The 14480-nt window shown below is 73.7% G+C and carries 20 protein-coding genes; 12 read left to right on the top strand and 8 right to left on the bottom strand.

Annotation, left to right across the window (positions count from 1 at the left end):
• Positions 1-34 precede the first annotated feature (34 nt).
• The gene (locus tag ACGF1Z_RS05500; protein WP_393000124.1) at positions 35-337 is read left to right on the top strand and encodes a hypothetical protein; all 303 of its coding nucleotides are present in this window, start codon (positions 35-37) and stop codon (positions 335-337) included.
• A gap of 50 nt (positions 338-387) precedes the next feature.
• Positions 388-549, top strand: coding sequence for a hypothetical protein (locus tag ACGF1Z_RS05495; RefSeq protein WP_393000122.1), 162 nt, complete (start codon positions 388-390; stop codon positions 547-549).
• A gap of 336 nt (positions 550-885) precedes the next feature.
• Here ACGF1Z_RS05495 and ACGF1Z_RS05490 read toward each other — a convergent pair whose 3' ends face one another.
• Entirely contained in the window at positions 886-2103 is a 1218-nt protein-coding gene (locus ACGF1Z_RS05490) for a low temperature requirement protein A (RefSeq protein WP_393000120.1), read from the bottom strand.
• Positions 2104-2374: 271 nt separating this feature from the next.
• Here ACGF1Z_RS05490 and ACGF1Z_RS05485 point away from each other — a divergent pair, with 271 nt between their 5' ends.
• Complete coding sequence (locus ACGF1Z_RS05485) at positions 2375-3925, top strand: MFS transporter (protein WP_393000345.1); 1551 nt, start codon at positions 2375-2377, stop codon at positions 3923-3925.
• Positions 3926-3998: 73 nt separating this feature from the next.
• Positions 3999-4163 carry a hypothetical protein gene (locus ACGF1Z_RS05480; protein WP_393000118.1) on the top strand — a complete coding sequence of 55 codons (165 nt, stop codon included), beginning with the start codon at positions 3999-4001 and terminating at the stop codon, positions 4161-4163.
• Positions 4164-4194: 31 nt separating this feature from the next.
• On the opposite strand, the gene ACGF1Z_RS05475 is transcribed toward ACGF1Z_RS05480, so the two are convergent.
• From ACGF1Z_RS05475 to ACGF1Z_RS05465, 3 genes are read right to left on the bottom strand one after another with little or no spacing between them, the layout of a single operon-like run.
• Positions 4195-4614 carry an arsenate reductase ArsC gene (locus tag ACGF1Z_RS05475; protein ID WP_393000116.1) on the bottom strand — a complete coding sequence of 140 codons (420 nt, stop codon included), beginning with the start codon at positions 4612-4614 and terminating at the stop codon, positions 4195-4197.
• A gap of 27 nt (positions 4615-4641) precedes the next feature.
• On the bottom strand, positions 4642-5376 hold the full coding sequence (locus tag ACGF1Z_RS05470) for an aquaporin (protein WP_393000114.1): 735 nt from the start codon (positions 5374-5376) through the stop codon (positions 4642-4644).
• Positions 5373-5768 (bottom strand): ArsR/SmtB family transcription factor, encoded by a 396-nt coding sequence (locus ACGF1Z_RS05465; RefSeq protein ID WP_393000112.1) that lies wholly within the window; start codon positions 5766-5768, stop codon positions 5373-5375. Before ACGF1Z_RS05465 ends, ACGF1Z_RS05470 begins: the two co-directional genes overlap by 4 nt.
• A gap of 104 nt (positions 5769-5872) precedes the next feature.
• Between ACGF1Z_RS05465 and ACGF1Z_RS05460 the strand changes: the two genes are divergently transcribed.
• The 5 genes from ACGF1Z_RS05460 (at position 5873) to ACGF1Z_RS05440 (ending at position 9577) form a co-directional block, all read left to right on the top strand.
• Entirely contained in the window at positions 5873-6382 is a 510-nt protein-coding gene (locus ACGF1Z_RS05460; RefSeq protein ID WP_393000110.1) for an ArsI/CadI family heavy metal resistance metalloenzyme, read from the top strand.
• 186 nt (positions 6383-6568) lie between these two features.
• Positions 6569-7372: an alpha/beta fold hydrolase gene (locus tag ACGF1Z_RS05455; RefSeq protein WP_393000108.1), complete on the top strand. Its 804-nt coding sequence runs from the start codon at positions 6569-6571 to the stop codon at positions 7370-7372.
• The gene (locus ACGF1Z_RS05450) at positions 7372-8655 is read left to right on the top strand and encodes a PP2C family protein-serine/threonine phosphatase (protein WP_393000106.1); all 1284 of its coding nucleotides are present in this window, start codon (positions 7372-7374) and stop codon (positions 8653-8655) included. Before ACGF1Z_RS05455 ends, ACGF1Z_RS05450 begins: the two co-directional genes overlap by 1 nt.
• Entirely contained in the window at positions 8652-8990 is a 339-nt protein-coding gene (locus ACGF1Z_RS05445) for an STAS domain-containing protein (RefSeq protein WP_393000104.1), read from the top strand. The genes ACGF1Z_RS05450 and ACGF1Z_RS05445 overlap by 4 nt, the downstream gene beginning before the upstream one ends.
• Positions 8991-9160: 170 nt before the next feature.
• On the top strand, positions 9161-9577 hold the full coding sequence (locus tag ACGF1Z_RS05440) for a hypothetical protein (RefSeq protein WP_393000103.1): 417 nt from the start codon (positions 9161-9163) through the stop codon (positions 9575-9577).
• Here the strand turns inward: ACGF1Z_RS05440 and ACGF1Z_RS05435 are convergent.
• Positions 9567-10382, bottom strand: coding sequence for a helix-turn-helix domain-containing protein (locus tag ACGF1Z_RS05435; protein WP_393000102.1), 816 nt, complete (start codon positions 10380-10382; stop codon positions 9567-9569). The genes ACGF1Z_RS05440 and ACGF1Z_RS05435 overlap by 11 nt on opposite strands.
• Before the next feature lie 103 nt (positions 10383-10485).
• Here ACGF1Z_RS05435 and ACGF1Z_RS05430 point away from each other — a divergent pair, with 103 nt between their 5' ends.
• Positions 10486-10788, top strand: a complete 303-nt coding sequence (locus tag ACGF1Z_RS05430; protein ID WP_393000100.1) for a 4a-hydroxytetrahydrobiopterin dehydratase — start codon at positions 10486-10488, stop codon at positions 10786-10788.
• A 47-nt stretch (positions 10789-10835) separates the two neighbouring features.
• Positions 10836-11576 (top strand): methyltransferase domain-containing protein, encoded by a 741-nt coding sequence (locus ACGF1Z_RS05425; protein WP_393000343.1) that lies wholly within the window; start codon positions 10836-10838, stop codon positions 11574-11576.
• Here ACGF1Z_RS05425 and ACGF1Z_RS05420 read toward each other — a convergent pair.
• A complete protein-coding gene (locus ACGF1Z_RS05420) occupies positions 11557-12030 on the bottom strand; it encodes a hypothetical protein (protein WP_393000098.1) in 474 nt (157 codons plus the stop codon). The genes ACGF1Z_RS05425 and ACGF1Z_RS05420 overlap by 20 nt on opposite strands.
• On the bottom strand, positions 12027-12515 hold the full coding sequence (locus tag ACGF1Z_RS05415) for a hypothetical protein (protein ID WP_393000096.1): 489 nt from the start codon (positions 12513-12515) through the stop codon (positions 12027-12029). The genes ACGF1Z_RS05420 and ACGF1Z_RS05415 overlap by 4 nt, the downstream gene beginning before the upstream one ends.
• 39 nt (positions 12516-12554) lie before the next feature.
• Between ACGF1Z_RS05415 and ACGF1Z_RS05410 the strand changes: the two genes are divergently transcribed.
• Positions 12555-13505, top strand: coding sequence for a helix-turn-helix transcriptional regulator (locus ACGF1Z_RS05410; RefSeq protein WP_393000094.1), 951 nt, complete (start codon positions 12555-12557; stop codon positions 13503-13505).
• On the opposite strand, the gene ACGF1Z_RS05405 is transcribed toward ACGF1Z_RS05410, so the two are convergent.
• Positions 13496-14416, bottom strand: coding sequence for an NmrA family NAD(P)-binding protein (locus tag ACGF1Z_RS05405; RefSeq protein ID WP_393000092.1), 921 nt, complete (start codon positions 14414-14416; stop codon positions 13496-13498). The genes ACGF1Z_RS05410 and ACGF1Z_RS05405 overlap by 10 nt on opposite strands.
• Positions 14417-14480 lie beyond the last annotated feature (64 nt).

Here is a 14480-nt window from a genome sequence, read left to right as displayed (position 1 = left end):
CTACCGGCTTCCCCACGGGGCAGTACGGATCTCCATGAGGCCCCTCGCCCGGTTCGCGCTCGCGGTGCTGCTCGTGCTCGCCGCGCTGCTCGGCGCGGGCGCCGGTGCGGGTACGCCGGGCGCCGAGACCGAGCCGCGACCCGCCTCCGCCGCAGCCGATCCCGGCGCGGAGAGCCACGACGCCGCAGAGAGCGAGGCGACCGCCCCCGTCCGCGGGGTACGGCGTCCCGCGCCGCCGCGTCCCGCGCGCCGCGCGGAGCCCGCCGGCGACCCCGGCCCCGACCCCGTACCGCCCGCGCCGGGCGACGCTCCCCGGTCGGCGGTGATGCGGTGCTGAGAGGCAAGGCCTCTCCCGCACCCCTCACCCCCGTCGCAAGGAGCTCCGCCATGCCCGTCGACCCCTACGCCGTCCTCCACGCCCTGTTGCGCGCCGAGGCCGCCCGCGAGCGCGCCACCGAAGGACGCGCCGAGCGGGAACGCGACCCGGAACCGTCCGCCGTCCGCACCGCGCCGGAGCGGTCCGCCGAGCCGGAGCGCCGGGCGGACTGACCGCCGGGACTCCCGCGCACCGGTGCGGGCCCGGGCCCCGGCCCGATCCCGTACCGTCCCGCTCCGGCCCGCCCCGATCCCGTAACGGCCCGCCCGGCCGAGTCCGTCCCCGCGCCACGGCACGGGCGCAGGCCCGTCCCCGAGCCGCGGCCCGGGCGCAGGCCCGTCCCCGCGCCACGGCACGGGCGCAGGCCCGTCCCCGTGCCGCGGCCCGGGCGCAGGCCCGTCCCCGCGCCACGGCCCGGGCGCAGGCCCGTCCCCGAGCCGCGGCCCGGCCAGGCCCGTCCCCGTGCCGTGGTCCGGGCCCGTGCCACCGGCCCCGCCGCCGGGGGAACGTCACACCGCGTGCGGCACGTTCCCTGCGGCGGCGGGCGCCACGGCGGCCGGACGGCCCTGCGCCAGGACCAGGACCACCACCCCGACCGCGAGCACGGTCAGCGCGAGCAGCGCCGGGACGTGGGCGACCAGCGGGCCGGCGAACAGGCAGCACACGCCGCCCACGAGCAGGGCGGCCGGGCGCGGTCCGCCGGCGCGCAGCACGATCGCCGCCGAGCCCAGCAGGAAGACGCCGACCCCGCCGGTCAACGACCAGGCCACGGTGCCGTGCAGCGGCTCGGCCAGTCCGTGGTGACCGGTGTCCGCGACCTGTGTGAGGACCTTCTTCATGCCGAGCGCGCACAGCACCACGCCCGCCACCAGCGGCAGGTGCAGAAACGTGTACGCGTCCCGGGCGAAGCGGGTCCGCTCGTCGCCCTCCAGCCCGGCGAGCCGGTGCTCGACGCGGGCACCGAAGCGGCGGAAGTACAGCGCCCACAGCCCGGCCGCCAGCAGCAGGCCCGCACCGCACGCCCCGATCACGGCGACGGTCAGCGGGAGGCCCTCCATGCCCACGCCCATGGCCACGATGGACTCGCCGAGCGCGATGATGACGATCAGTCCGTATCGTTCGGAGAAGTGGCCGGGCGCGTTGACCCGCCAGCCCGAGGCGCCGGTCACGAAGATCGCGCCGTAGTCCACGGCCACCGCGCCCAGCCAAAACAGCAGCCGGACCCTCCCGTCGTACGCGCAGCCCACCAGCAGCAGCACGAACGGCGGCAGCACCGAAAGCAGCGCCGTCCGCAGCAGGACGCGGTGCAGCACCGTGTCGCCGGGGCTGGCCAGGCGGTACGAGGTCAGGTGCAGCACCCGCACCACGCCGTAACTGAGCACGAACAGCAGGGGAGCGGGCAGCCCGCCCGGCGCGTCGGCCAGGACCTCCGGCACCGCCAGCGACACCACGAACACCACGGCCATCACCGTGACGAGCACGCCGAACAGGGCGACCGAGTCGGCCCGTACGACGTTGCCCAGCCACGAGAAGGCGCACCAGCACCACCACATCAGCGCGAGCACCGCCATCGCCCCGACCAGCCGCAGCGGCGACGGGTCGGCCGCCATCAGCGCCGTCACCTGCGTGATCGCGTAGACGAAGACCAGGTCGAAGAACAGCTCCGCCGGTGTGACCTTGTGGTCGTCCCCGGTCGCGACGAGATGCGACCGTCCCTTGCCCCCCATGGCAGTCCCCCTGAAACGAACGGGCCGGCCTCATCCGGCCATCCAGCCGCGAACCCTACCCGGGGGCGGCGGCCGGGTCGCCGGGGTCGCCCTCACCCGGACGGACGCGATCCGGGGGGTAGGCGCCCCGGCCCGGGTCACCGCTGATGCGGAACCGCCCCCTCACGATCACACTGGGCGGGTGAGCAACCAACCGGCATCCGGTCCGGGGACCCGGGCCAGGGGGCAGGCGTCGGAACGGACGCCGAATCAGACCGTGGCCCTCGCGGCCATGATGTTCGCCGTGGCGATGACCTTCATCGACCAGACGATCGTCTCGATCGCCGCGCCGGACATCGTCCGCGAGCTGGGGCTGTCGAGCTCCGGCATGCAATGGGTCGTCAACGCCTACCTGCTGGCCCTGGCGGCCTTCTTCGCGCTCGGCGGGCGGCTGGCGGACCTGTACGGGCCCCGGCGGATCGTCGTGGTCGGCACCCTGGTGTTCGTCGTCGCGTCGGTGATGTGCGGCTGCGTCCCCGAGGGGGACTACGCGCAGGCCTGGCTCATCGCCTTCCGGGCCGTCCAGGGCCTCGGTGCGGCCCTGCTCTTCCCCGCCGCTCTGGCCGTGGTGGTGGCCGTGTTCCCGGTCGAACGACGGGGCCGCGCCCTGGCCCTGTTCTTCGGGCTCTCCGGGGCCCTCACCGCCGTCGGGCCGCTGCTCGGCGGCTGGCTCACCGCTTCCTGGACCTGGCGCGCCGTGTTCTGGGTCAACGTGCCGGTCGCGGTCGTCGCCCTGGTCCTGACGGCCCTGGCACACATCGCGGACCGGCCGCGCACCGGTTCGCTGGACGTGCCCGGAGCCGTCCTCATCGCCGCCGGCATGGGGCTGAGCGTCCTCGGGTTCCAGCAGGCGTGGGCCTGGGGTTGGGACAGCTGGGCGACGTGGCTCTGCGTCGTGGGCGGACTGGCGGTGCTCTACGTGTTCGTCCGCTACGAGCGGGGCGTCCGCCACCCACTCGTCGACCTGCGGGTGTTCGAGGACCGGGCGTTCACCGTGGACGTGGCCGTGCTGTTCTTCGCGATGCTCGCCTTCGTCCCGGTGTTCTTCTTCTCCTCCGTCTACGCCCAGGTGTCCCTCAGCGCCTCGCCCAACCAGGCGGCGCTGTTCCTCCTCTACTTCTTCGCGGGCTTCGCCCTCGCCTCCCAGTGGGGCGGCCGGATCCTCGACAAGCGGGGCGCCCGCCCCGCGTTGAAGACCGGCACGATCGTCGGCGCCGTGGGCTTCGCCCTGTGGGCGAACAAGCTGACCACCCTGTCCATGCACGACCAGTGGCCCTACGCGGCCCTCGCCGGGGCGGGCATCGGCTTCATCCTCGCCCCCGCCTCGACGGACGCCGTGAACCGCGCCATCGGCCCGTCGTACGGAGAGGTCACCGGCGTCACCCAGACGGTGCGCAACTACGCGGCGAGCGTGGGCATGGCCGTCTTCGGCACCATCCTCACCCGGGTCATGACCGACAACGTGGTGGGCACCCTGGAGGCGCGCGGCTTCTCCTCCGGGGTCGCGGAGCAGGTCGCCCGGAACATCGCCGAGTCCGTGTCCGGGCACGGTGACTCCCGCCCCCCGACCGGGACGAGCCCCGCGGCGGAGGCGACGCGGGACGCGATGTCCTCCATCCAGATGGACTTCGCCCAGGCCAACCAGTGGGTGTTCTACGGCATGGCCATCGCCCTCGGCCTGGGCTTCCTGTGCGCCGTGCGCCACCCGGGCGACCGGAGCGACGGCACACGCACGGAGCCCGCGGCGGACGACAGCACACCGGGCCCGGCGACCGGCCCGTGACCGGACGCTCCGTCCCACCCCGTTCCCGGCGGCCGCCTGGAGGTCTTTCCGGGGCGGCCGTTAGGGTCGCGGCATGGGGGTCATCGAGATCGAGGTCGAGCCGCTGCCGTGCACGTGGTGCAAGCGGTTGCTGGAACAACGCCGCTGGTGGGCACCGAAACGATTCTGCAGTCCCTGGCACCGGGTGAAGTACCGGGTCATGCAGGCCCTCGGGTTCGTGGCGGACATCCTGACCTAGCGAAGGCGCTCCCCGCCGTGTCCGGCCGCCCTCAACCGCGCGGCTCGATGCCGAGCTCGCCCAGCAGGCCGCGGATGCGCTGCTCGATGGCGTCGCGGATCGGGCGTACGGCGGCCACGCCCCGGCCCGCGGGGTCGGCCAGCTTCCAGTCGAGGTAGCGCTTGCCGGGGAAGTACGGGCACGCGTCGCCGCAGCCCATGGTGACGACCACGTCGGACGTCTGCACGGCCGCGGTGGTGAGCACCTTCGGCTTCTCGGCGGCGATGTCGATGCCGACCTCCGCCATGGCCGCGACGACGGCCGGGTTCACCGTGTCCGCGGGGGCGGAACCGGCAGACCGGACCTCGACCCGGTCGCCGCCGAGGTGGGCGAGGAAGGCGGCGGCCATCTGGGACCGGCCCGCGTTGTGGACGCAGACGAACAGCACGGACGGGATCCGGGGAGTGGTCATGGGGCGGACTTCCTGGGTCGGGGTGGTTCAGCGACGGGCGGAGGCGAGTCCGGGCTCGCCGGACGGTGCGGGTACGGCTGCGGGCGCGGAGCGGCCGAAGAGGGCGACCGCCAGGGCGAGGCCCACGCCTGCGCCGACGAGCTGTGCGGCGACGAAGGGCGGCACCGAGCCCGGGGCGATGCCCGCGAAGGTGTCCGAGAAGGCCCGCGCGACGGTGACGGCCGGGTTGGCGAAGCTGGTGGACGAGGTGAACCAGTAGGCCGCGCCGATGTAGGACGCCACGAGGACGGGGCCGAGCCGCTGCCGGGCCGTCCGGCCCAGCCCCAGGACCAGGAGCACCAGGCCGGCGGTGGCGACGATCTCGCCCAGCCACAGGTGACCGGCGGATCGCTCGTGAGTGGAGAGCCGGACGAGCGGTTCCGCGAACATCGCGTTCGCCAGCACCGCGCCGCCGATGCCCCCGACGATCTGCGCGGACACATAGGCCGCCACCGCGCGCGGCGCCGGGCCGTCCCCGGCACGGCGTCCGGTCCACCACACGGCCAGGGTCACGGCCGGATTGAAGTGTGCCCCGGAGACCGGGCCGAGGAGTGCGATGAGCACACCGAGGCCGAAGACCGTGGCGAGGGAGTCGGCGAGCAGCTGGAGGGCCACGTCGTGGGTCAGCTCGGTGGCCTGGATGCCGGAGCCGACCACGATCGTGACGAGGGCCGCGGTGCCGATCAGCTCGGCCAGCGCGCGACGACGAAGAGAGGGCCTCATCCGGCCGCTCCGGGCGCTCCGGCCGGCAGGGCCCCGGCCGGCGCCTGGAGGAGGGAGGAGAGCCGGGCGAGGGCCGCGGGCAGCACCCAGTAGTAGACCCAGGTGCCGCGCCGTTCGGAGTCCACCAGGCCCGCTTCCCTCAGCACCTTCAGGTGGTGGGAGATCGTCGGCTGGGACACGTCGAACGGGCCGGTGAGGTCGCACACGCAGGCCTCGCCGCCCTCGTGCGAGGCGATCAGCGAGAGCAGCCGCAGCCGGACCGGGTCCGAGAGGGCCTTGAACATCCTGGCCAGGTCGGCGGCTGCCGCCTCGCCCAGCGGCTCGCGGACCATGGGCGAGCAGCACGCCACCTGATCGTCCTGCCCGATCACCGTCACCTCTGATTTCGACATGCGTCTATGTTGACAGGCATCTAATCCGGTGGCAACGTCGACCCCGACAGGCTGTATCGACAGATGTCGAAACAGCGCCGGACGTGCAGATCAGGGAGACCGCCATGTCCCGTGTCCAGCTCGCTCTCCGCGTCGCCGACCTCGAAGGATCCGTCGCGTTCTACGCGAAGCTCTTCGGCGTCGAGCCCGCGAAGCGTCGTCCCGGGTACGCCAACTTCGCCGTGGCCGAGCCGCCGCTCAAGCTCGTCCTCATCCAGGGCGAGCCCGGCGAGGACACCCGGCTCGACCACCTGGGCGTGGAGGTCGGGAGCACCGACCAGGTCACCGCGGCCACCACGCGCCTCAAGGACGCCGGACTGGCCACCTTCGAGGAGAACGACACCGCGTGCTGCTACGCCCTCCAGGACAAGGTCTGGGTCACCGGCCCGGGCGGGGAGCCCTGGGAGGTCTACGTGGTCAAGGCGGACGCCGACACCCTCACCAAGGCCGCCGGGGCCACGTCCGACGCCTGCTGCGGCACCACGGCCTGCTGCACCCCGGAGGAGGCGGCCGTCGACGGGGAGCGGACTCCGCAGCAGGCGAAGGCGGCCGCCGGCTGCGCCTGCGGCTCCTGAGAGATCCCGTCCCCGTGCCCGTCCCCTCCGCCGGCGGGCGGCGCCGTTCAGGGCGGACCGGACCCTCGGCCGGCCCGGCCGGGCCGGCGCCCCGTGGCCCGCGCGATTCGTGGACGTCGTGGGTGGGGGTGTGGGGGGCCTCACGACGATGCGGGGGAAAGGGGTGCCGTCTGGGAGGGTGAGGGTATGGATATCGAACGCAGGAACAACGTCACCGTCACGGGCAACCCGCATGGCCGGGCGGTGGTGCTTGCTCACGGGTTCGGTTGCGACCAGAACATGTGGCGGCTGGCCGTGCCCGCCCTGGCGCGGGATCACCGGCTCGTCCTGTTCGACTACGTGGGTTCGGGACGTTCGGACCCGTCCGCGTTCTCGGAGAGCCGCTACGCCTCCCTGGAGGGCTACGCCCAGGACGTGGTCGAGGTGTGTGAGGCGCTCGACCTGCGGGACGCGGTGTTCGTGGGCCACTCGGTCAGCGCGATGACCGGTGTGCTCGCGGCGGACGCGGCGCCGGAGCGCATCGGCGCCCTGGTGATGGTCGCGCCCTCTCCGCGCTACATCGACGACGAGGGATACCGGGGCGGGTTCAGCCACGAGGACATCGACGAACTGCTCGCGTCGCTGGAGTCGAACTACCTCGGCTGGTCGTCGGCGATGGCCCCCGTCATCATGGGCAATCCCGAGCGGCCCGAACTCGGCGAGGAGCTGACGGGCAGCTTCTGCGCCACGGATCCGGACATGGCGCGCGTCTTCGCCCGGACCACGTTCCTCTCGGACTCACGGGAGGATCTCAAGAAGGTGACGGTGCCCACACTGATCCTGGAATGCACCGAAGACGTCATCGCCCCCCGGGAGGTCGGCGCCTTCGTCCACCGGGCGATCCCCGGCTCGACGCTGGTCACCCTCGACGCCACCGGACACTGCCCCCAGCTGTCCGCGCCCGAGGCCACCATCGAAGCGATCACCGGCTTCCTGGCAGGGCTGCGGTGATGTGCCGCACCGGGCAGCAACCCGACCCGAACGGCGAAGAGACCTCGGACGAGGTCTTCGCCTCGCTGCTGGAGGACAGCGCCGAGGAACTCTACGAGAACGCGCCGTGCGGATACCTCTCGACCCTGCTGGACGGCACCGTCGCGCGGATCAACGCCACCCTCCTGGACTGGCTCGGGCTGGAGCGCGGGGCGGTGGTGGGCCGGATGAGGTTCACCGACCTGCTCACCGTGGGCGGCAAGCTCTACCACGAGACGCACTTCGCGCCCCTGCTGAGGATGCGGGGAGAGATCGGCGGTATCGCCCTGGAGATGAAGGGGACCGACGGGGCACGGATGCCGGTGCTGATCTCCTCCGTCGTCAAGCACGGTGACGGCGGCGACCCCCTGCTCATCCGCACCACCGTCTTCGACGCCCGCGATCGCCGCGCCTACGAAGAGGAGCTGCTGCGGGCCCGGAAGGCCGCCGAGGAGTCCCGTCGCCAGGCGGAGGCCGACCGTGCCCGGCTGGCGGACGCCCTCGCCGTCCTCCAGCGGTCGCTTCTGCCCGACACCCTGCCCGCGATCCCGGGCATGGAGACGGCCGCCCACTACCGAACCGCCTCACCGGACCAGCTGGGCGGCGACTTCTACGACCTCTTCTTCCTCGGCGGGCAGCGCTGGGCCTTCTTCCTCGGCGACGTGTGCGGCAAGGGTCCCGAAGCGGCGGCGGTCACCTCGCTGACCCGTTACACCCTGCGTGCCGCGGCCCTGCACGACCCCGACCCCGTCACCACCCTGACCACCCTCAACACCGTCCTCCACGAGCGTTACAGCGCCGGGGACCCGCGCTACAGCACCGTCGTCTTCGGGATCCTCGAACCCGACCCCGAAACCGGACGGGTCGCCGTCCGACTCGCCTCGGGCGGTCACCCGCCGGCCCTGGTCCTGCGCGCCGACGGCCGCGCCGACTACCTCCCCACCCCGGGAGGCCTCCTGGTCGGCATCCTGCCCAGCGCGCCCTTCGTCACCGCCGCCACCACCCTGGCTCCCGGTGACACCCTCCTGCTCTACACCGACGGCCTCACCGAAGCCCGTACCGGCGAAGGCCGCACCCTCTACGGCGACGAGGCACTGCGCACCTTCCTCGCCGACCATGCCGGAGAGCCCCCCGGCGCTGTCGTCACGGCACTCACCGGCCTCCTGGACGGCTTCGGCGACGGCCTGGACGACGACACCGCCCTGCTCGCCCTCGGCGCCCCCACCCGTCCGACCCCCGTGCCGACAACGAAGAACCGGACATGAGCCCACTGAAGATCACCACCCGAGACGCCACGACCGGCCCCGTCCTGGGGATCATCGGCGAACTCGACTACGACACCGCCCCGGCGCTGCGCGACGTGCTCGCCACGGTCACCCTCCGACCGGGCCAACGCCTCGTGATCGACCTGACGGCGATGGAGTTCTGCGACTCCAGCGGACTCACCGCCCTGATCGTCGCCCGCAACCACGCCCTCGCCACCCAGGCCGACATCGCGCTCGCCGGCGTCCCCGAACACACCCTCCGGCTCATGCATCTCACCGGCCTCGCCCAGATCTTCCCCCTCCATCCCGACAGCGAGGCGGCCACCCGCCCCTGACGGGAGAAGGTCACCCGGCCGGGGCGGACGCCCCCGCATTACCTCGGACGTCATCGACCCGCGCCCGCCACCCCGGCATGCTCCTGGTCACCGGGTCCCGGGCGGCGCACTCCGCCCGGGGGCCGGGCTCGAAGCCCCGTCAGACATGCCTTCCAGGAGGGTGATCCACCATGTCCCAGGCCCTGCTCGCCGGTCTCGCCCGTACCGCTCAGCCGCTGTCCATGGTGCGCCGGTTCCTCGCCCTCGACGCCGTCGTCACCGCCGCCAACGGTCTCGCCTACGTCGCCGCCCCCGGGCCCCTCGGGGAGTTCCTCGGTGTCGACCGCGGGCTGCTCTTCGAGGCCGGGCTCTTCCTCACCGCGTACGCGGCCGGGGTGGCCTGGCTCGCGAGCCGCCCGCGGCCGTCCGCCCCCGGAGTGAAGGCCGTCGTCGACGCCAACCTGCTGTGGACCGTGCTCAGCGTCGTCGCGCTCGTCGCCTGGCTGGAGCCCACCACCGCCGGCGCGGCGTGGACCCTGCTCCAGGCCGGCACCGTCGCCGGCTTCGCCGGGCTCCAGTGGTCCGCCCTGCGGGCCGCTACGGCGTGAGCGACCGCAGGTACGCGACCGTCGCCGGATCGGCCGGGAGGAAGGTCTCGATGGCCAGCTCGGCGACGGTCACGTCCAGCGGCGTGTTGAACGTCGAGATGGACGACACGAACGACAGCACCCGCCCGTCGTGCTCGATCCGCAGCGGCAGCGCGAAGTACGGGTACGGCTCCTCATGGGCGTCCGGACCCTCGTCCGGGCCGTCGGCGCCCGCCGGCAGCGGATAGGCCGCCACCTCCTCGTACAGCGCGCGCAGCGACTCCGAGCGGAGAAGCCCGATCTGACGCTCCATCTGGGCCAGCAGATGCCCCCGCCACTCCCGCAGGTTGCGGATGCGCGGGGCGAGTCCCTCCGGGTGGAGGGTGATCCGCATGGCGTTCAGCGGCGGGGTCAGCAGGTGCTCCGGCAGTCCCGTGAGGAGCATCCCGATCCCCTGGTTGGCCGCCACCACCGTGTACGAGCCGTCCACGACGAGCGCCGGGAACGGCTCGTAGCCCTGGAGCAGCCGGCCGATGCCCTCACGAAGCGTCTCCAGCCGAGGCTCGTCGAGCGTCGACTCGGTGAACCGGGGGGCGTAACCGGCGGCCAGGAGCAGGGCGTTGCGCTCCCGCACCGGCACGTCCAAGTGCTCCGCCAGCTTGAGGACCATCTCCTCGCTGGGCCGCGAGCGCCCGGTCTCGACGAAGGAGATGTGCCGCGCGGACGAGTCCGCCCGCAGCGCCAGCTCCAGCTGGCTCAGTCGCCGCTGCTCCCGCCAGCCGCGCAGCAGCGGACCCACACCCGTGTCGGTCACGACAGTTGTCATGGCCAGACGGTATCCCAGAGGGGGACCCGGGTACGTTCTCCCCGGGACCGCTCCGTCACCACGCACGCACCGACACCAGCAGCCCGACCGGAGGGAGCACCACGTGCCCACACAGCCCCTGTCGCAGAAGGAGATCGAGGACCGACTGCGGGAGCTCCCAGGCTGGGCCCTCGACGGCGATCACATCACCCGGAAGTACGAGCTCGCCGACCACTTCGCCGCGACGGCGCTCGTCGTCCACGTGGCCCAGATCCAGCAGGAGCTCAACCACCACAGCGATCTGACGCTCGGTTACCGCACGGTCGCGGTCTCGGTGAACACCCACACCGCCGGCGGCGTCACGGACAAGGACTTCGAGCTCGCCGAGCGCGTGGAGGCGGTGGCGCCCGGCCACGGCGCGCGCTGACACCCCCGCGTACGATCCCCCGCATGGGGGAGTTCACGAGGACGACGATCCTCGACTACGAGGCGGAGGCCGCGCGCTACGACGAGACCCGCGGCGGGGTGCCGCGGGCTCGGGCGGCGGCCGACGCCGTGCTGCGGCTCGTGCCGCCCGTCGCCCGTACCCTGCTGGACCTGGCCTGCGGCACCGGCCTCGTCACCGAACGGCTCACCCGGCCCGGACTCACCGTGTACGGCGCCGACGCGGCCCACGCGATGCTGCGCACCGCCACCGGCCGGGTCCCGGACGGGGTCGTCCGCGCCGACGCCCGGCGGCTGCCGCTGCGGGACGGCACGCTCGACGCCGTGAGCGCGGTCTGGCTGCTGCACCTCGTGCCGTTCGCCGAGGACATCGTCGCCGAGGCGGCCCGGGTGCTGCGGCCCGGTGGTGTCCTGATCGCCACCGTCGACAAGGACCTCGCCCACGACGTCGGCAGCGACATCGACGCCGTGCTCCGCCCGCACCGTGCCGGCCACGCGGGCTCCGACCGCGCCGACCTGGTCACCGCGTACGCCGACGCCCACGGTCTCGTCCCGGCGCCCGGCACCGGCTTCACCGGTCACGGCCAGGGCGCCACCCCGCGCGGCACGGCGGAGAGGCTGCGGCGCGGCCACTTCGCGTCCTGGTTCCACGGCACCCCCGCGACCGTGGAGAACCTCGCCCGGTCCCTCGCCGCGCTCCCGGACCAGGACCGGCCGCGCGCCGACCCCGTCTACCGGCTCGCCTGCTACGTCAGGACGACTCGCGACTGAACTCCATCACCCAGTTCACCACCCATCGGTCGGTCCCGGCCGGCGCGAAGGCCTGCTCCCAGCGGGCCGTCCCCGGGCCGATCCCGGACCAGCGGAACCGCACCCGTACCGGCCGCCCGCCGTAGTGGTCGTCGCCGAAGAACTCGCCCGTGCCGTCCGGGCCGAACCGCCCGCGCACCGGCGGGTCCAGCCGGCCGGTCCGGCTGTCGGACCAGTTCAGCGTCCACTCGTCGGCCTCGGGCTCGTACAGGCGCAGCGTCAGCCCGCTGAAGCCCTTCGCCGGGAAGACGATCTCGTCGAGGTGCGCCCGCCCGTCCCGGAGGAGGCGCCCGGTGGTGTGCCCGCCGAACTCCTCCCAGCCGCTGTCCGGATCGAGGAAGTCGGCGAGCCGCCGGTTGCGGACGGCCCAGGCGCCCTCCAGGAAGTCGAAGCCGCGCGGCGCCGTGTGCGTCACGCCGCCGGTCCCGTCGTGCCCGAGCGGAGCGCGTCCGCGAGGTAGCCCGGCAGGTCCGGGACGTCCGGCGCGAGCATGTGCCGTACCCAGGCGTGCCGTTCGTGGGTCAGCGGCGCCAACTCCCAGACGCAGCCGATCCAGTTGCGGGCCCCAGGAGCGATGCGGACGAAGTGCGCCGGGTCGGCGTCGGGACAGTCGAGGGCCGGCTGGCCCGCCGCCGCGCCGCTGAAGTGCAGCACGTTGTCCCACTGCCAGCTGTAGACGTTGAGGTAGGCGCCGGTGTCGCCGCCCCGGTGCAGCACCACGAAGCTCGCCGGCGGGGTGCCGTCCGGCTCCGGAAGGAGCTCCGGGAGCAGCGCGTATGCCGCCTTCTCGATCTCCGGTTCGATGCCCGAGGGGTCGTCGGTGACGTGATAGCGCTTGACGTGCCGGCCGGCGATCTCCACCGGCTCCGGCACGAAGAGGTTCTTCTCCGTGAAAGCCATGGCTGGACTGTAGGAGCAGTCCCCTGACATCTTGTGTCAGTGAAGTCCAGCCGTCTCCTGACGATCCTGTTGCTCCTGCAGAACCGCGGCCGCATGACCGCCCAGGAGCTCGCCGAGGAGCTGGAGGTCTCCGTCCGCACCGTCTACCGGGACGTCGAGTCCCTGCACGCCGCCGGGGTGCCGCTGTACGGCGACGCCGGGCACCGCGGCGGATACCGGCTGCTCGCCGGACACCGCCACCGCCTGACCGACCTCTACGCGCGCGAGGCCGAGGCGCTCGTGCTCGCCGGGCTGCCCGTCGCCGCCGACGAGCTCGGACTCGGCGGGCACTTCACCGACGCCCAGCTGAAACTGCGGGCCGCGCTGCCGCCGCCACTGCGCGAGCACGTCGACCGGCTGCGCACCCGCTTCCACATCGACGCCCCCGGCTGGTACGCCGAGGACACCGAGGCCCCCTTCCTGCCCCAGGTCGCCGACGCCGTCCGCACCGGGCGCGTCCTCGCCGTCCGCTACCGGCGCTGGAAGGAACCCACCGACGTCGACCGGCGCCTGGAGCCCTACGGCCTCGTGCTCAAGGCGGGCCGCTGGTATCTCGTCGCCGGCCCCGGGCCGCGCACCTACCGGGTGGACCAGATCCTCGGCCTCACCGTCACCGACGAGGAGGCCGTCGTCCCCGAGGGCTTCGACCTGGCCGCGCACTGGCGGGCGGCCCAGGACGACTTCCACGCCCGGCTGCACCGGGACGAGGCCCTCGTACGGATCTCCCCGCGCGGCGCGGCCCGGCTCGGCGGCGCGGCGGCCCGCGCCGTCACGGAGCACGGCAGCCCGGAACCCGACGGCTGGATCCGGGTCGCCCTGCCCGTCGAGGGGCCCGAGCACGCCCACGACACCCTGCTCGGCCTCGGTACGGAGGTGGAGGTCCTCGCACCCGGGGACCTCCGCGAGCGGATCGCCACCACCGTGCGGACCCTCGCCGCCCGTTACGCCTGAGCCGCGGCCGGGCCCGCCGGGCTGCCCGCCGGACCCGGCTCCGGACCCAGGGGCGCGTCCGGTCCGAACACCCGGTCCGCGTACGCAGCGAAGTCGCGGGGCTCGCGGCCCAGGACCCGCTTCACCCCGTCCGTCACCGGGGTGTTGTGCCCGTCGAGAAGCATCGTGAACAGGGCGGCCAGCCAGGCCGCTTCGAGCTCCGGCAGGCCGAACCCGGCGAGCATCCCGGCGAATTCGCCCTCGCTCGTCGGCACGTACGCGACCGGGCGGCCCGAGGCGCGCGACAGCTCCGCCGCCACCTCGGCGAAGGTCAGCGCCCGCGGCCCGGTAATCTCATGCACCAGGCCCGCGTGCCCGTCCCGCAGCAGTGTCTCCACGACCACCTCGGCGAGGTCGTCCAGGTCGACGAACGGCTCCGCCGTGTCACCGGCCGGAAAGGCGATCACCCCGGCCGCGACGCCTTCCGCGAGCAGCCCCTCGTCGAAGTTCTGCGCGAAGAACGCGGCCCGCACCACGGTGAGTTCGAGCCCGCAGGCGCGCAGCGCCCCCTCCGCCCGCACCGCGTCCGGCTCGCCCCGGCCGGAGAGCAGCGTGAGCCGCCGCACCCCGTGCTGCGCCGCGAGCCCGCCGAAGGCGCGCATCGCCTCCTCGGCGCCCGGCGCGGCCAGGTCGGGGTAGTAGGTGACGTAGGCGGCGTCCGCGCCGGCCAGGGCCGGGCCCCAAGTGGTCCGGTCCTCCCAGTCGAAGCGGGTCGGGCCGCCGCGGGAGCCGGCGAGGACCCGGGCCCCGCGCTCCGCCAGGAGGCGGGCCACCCGGCGTCCCGTCTTGCCGGTCGCGCCGGTCACCAGGACCGTCCGCGCGTCGCCCGGCTGCGTGTCGTCCGTCCGCGTGTCGTTCGTGTGCGTCGTCATGTCTCCAGACTCGTCGTCGCGGCCCGGCCTTCCCATGCTTCACCGGCTCACCCGCATACGCCTG

The sequence above is a fragment of the Streptomyces sp. NPDC048018 genome, assembly GCF_043202995.1.
In the GTDB taxonomy this organism is placed as follows: Bacteria; Actinomycetota; Actinomycetes; order Streptomycetales; family Streptomycetaceae; genus Streptomyces.
Note: the sequence above shows the minus strand (reverse complement) of the source record. Positions and strands in the feature narration are given on the sequence as shown.

Coding starts and splice junctions, on each gene's coding strand:
- ACGF1Z_RS05495 (WP_393000122.1), top strand. CDS start 388: ATGCCCGTCGACCCCTACGCCGTCCTCCACGCCCTGTTGCGCGCCGAG.
- ACGF1Z_RS05440 (WP_393000103.1), top strand. CDS start 9,161: ATGTCCCAGGCCCTGCTCGCCGGTCTCGCCCGTACCGCTCAGCCGCTG.
- ACGF1Z_RS05475 (WP_393000116.1), bottom strand. CDS start 4,614: ATGACCACTCCCCGGATCCCGTCCGTGCTGTTCGTCTGCGTCCACAAC.
- ACGF1Z_RS05480 (WP_393000118.1), top strand. CDS start 3,999: ATGGGGGTCATCGAGATCGAGGTCGAGCCGCTGCCGTGCACGTGGTGC.
- ACGF1Z_RS05460 (WP_393000110.1), top strand. CDS start 5,873: ATGTCCCGTGTCCAGCTCGCTCTCCGCGTCGCCGACCTCGAAGGATCC.
- ACGF1Z_RS05455 (WP_393000108.1), top strand. CDS start 6,569: ATGGATATCGAACGCAGGAACAACGTCACCGTCACGGGCAACCCGCAT.
- ACGF1Z_RS05490 (WP_393000120.1), bottom strand. CDS start 2,103: ATGGGGGGCAAGGGACGGTCGCATCTCGTCGCGACCGGGGACGACCAC.
- ACGF1Z_RS05435 (WP_393000102.1), bottom strand. CDS start 10,382: ATGACAACTGTCGTGACCGACACGGGTGTGGGTCCGCTGCTGCGCGGC.
- ACGF1Z_RS05470 (WP_393000114.1), bottom strand. CDS start 5,376: ATGAGGCCCTCTCTTCGTCGTCGCGCGCTGGCCGAGCTGATCGGCACC.
- ACGF1Z_RS05485 (WP_393000345.1), top strand. CDS start 2,375: ATGATGTTCGCCGTGGCGATGACCTTCATCGACCAGACGATCGTCTCG.
- ACGF1Z_RS05450 (WP_393000106.1), top strand. CDS start 7,372: ATGTGCCGCACCGGGCAGCAACCCGACCCGAACGGCGAAGAGACCTCG.
- ACGF1Z_RS05445 (WP_393000104.1), top strand. CDS start 8,652: ATGAGCCCACTGAAGATCACCACCCGAGACGCCACGACCGGCCCCGTC.
- ACGF1Z_RS05405 (WP_393000092.1), bottom strand. CDS start 14,416: ATGACGACGCACACGAACGACACGCGGACGGACGACACGCAGCCGGGC.
- ACGF1Z_RS05500 (WP_393000124.1), top strand. CDS start 35: ATGAGGCCCCTCGCCCGGTTCGCGCTCGCGGTGCTGCTCGTGCTCGCC.
- ACGF1Z_RS05415 (WP_393000096.1), bottom strand. CDS start 12,515: ATGGCTTTCACGGAGAAGAACCTCTTCGTGCCGGAGCCGGTGGAGATC.
- ACGF1Z_RS05465 (WP_393000112.1), bottom strand. CDS start 5,768: ATGTCGAAATCAGAGGTGACGGTGATCGGGCAGGACGATCAGGTGGCG.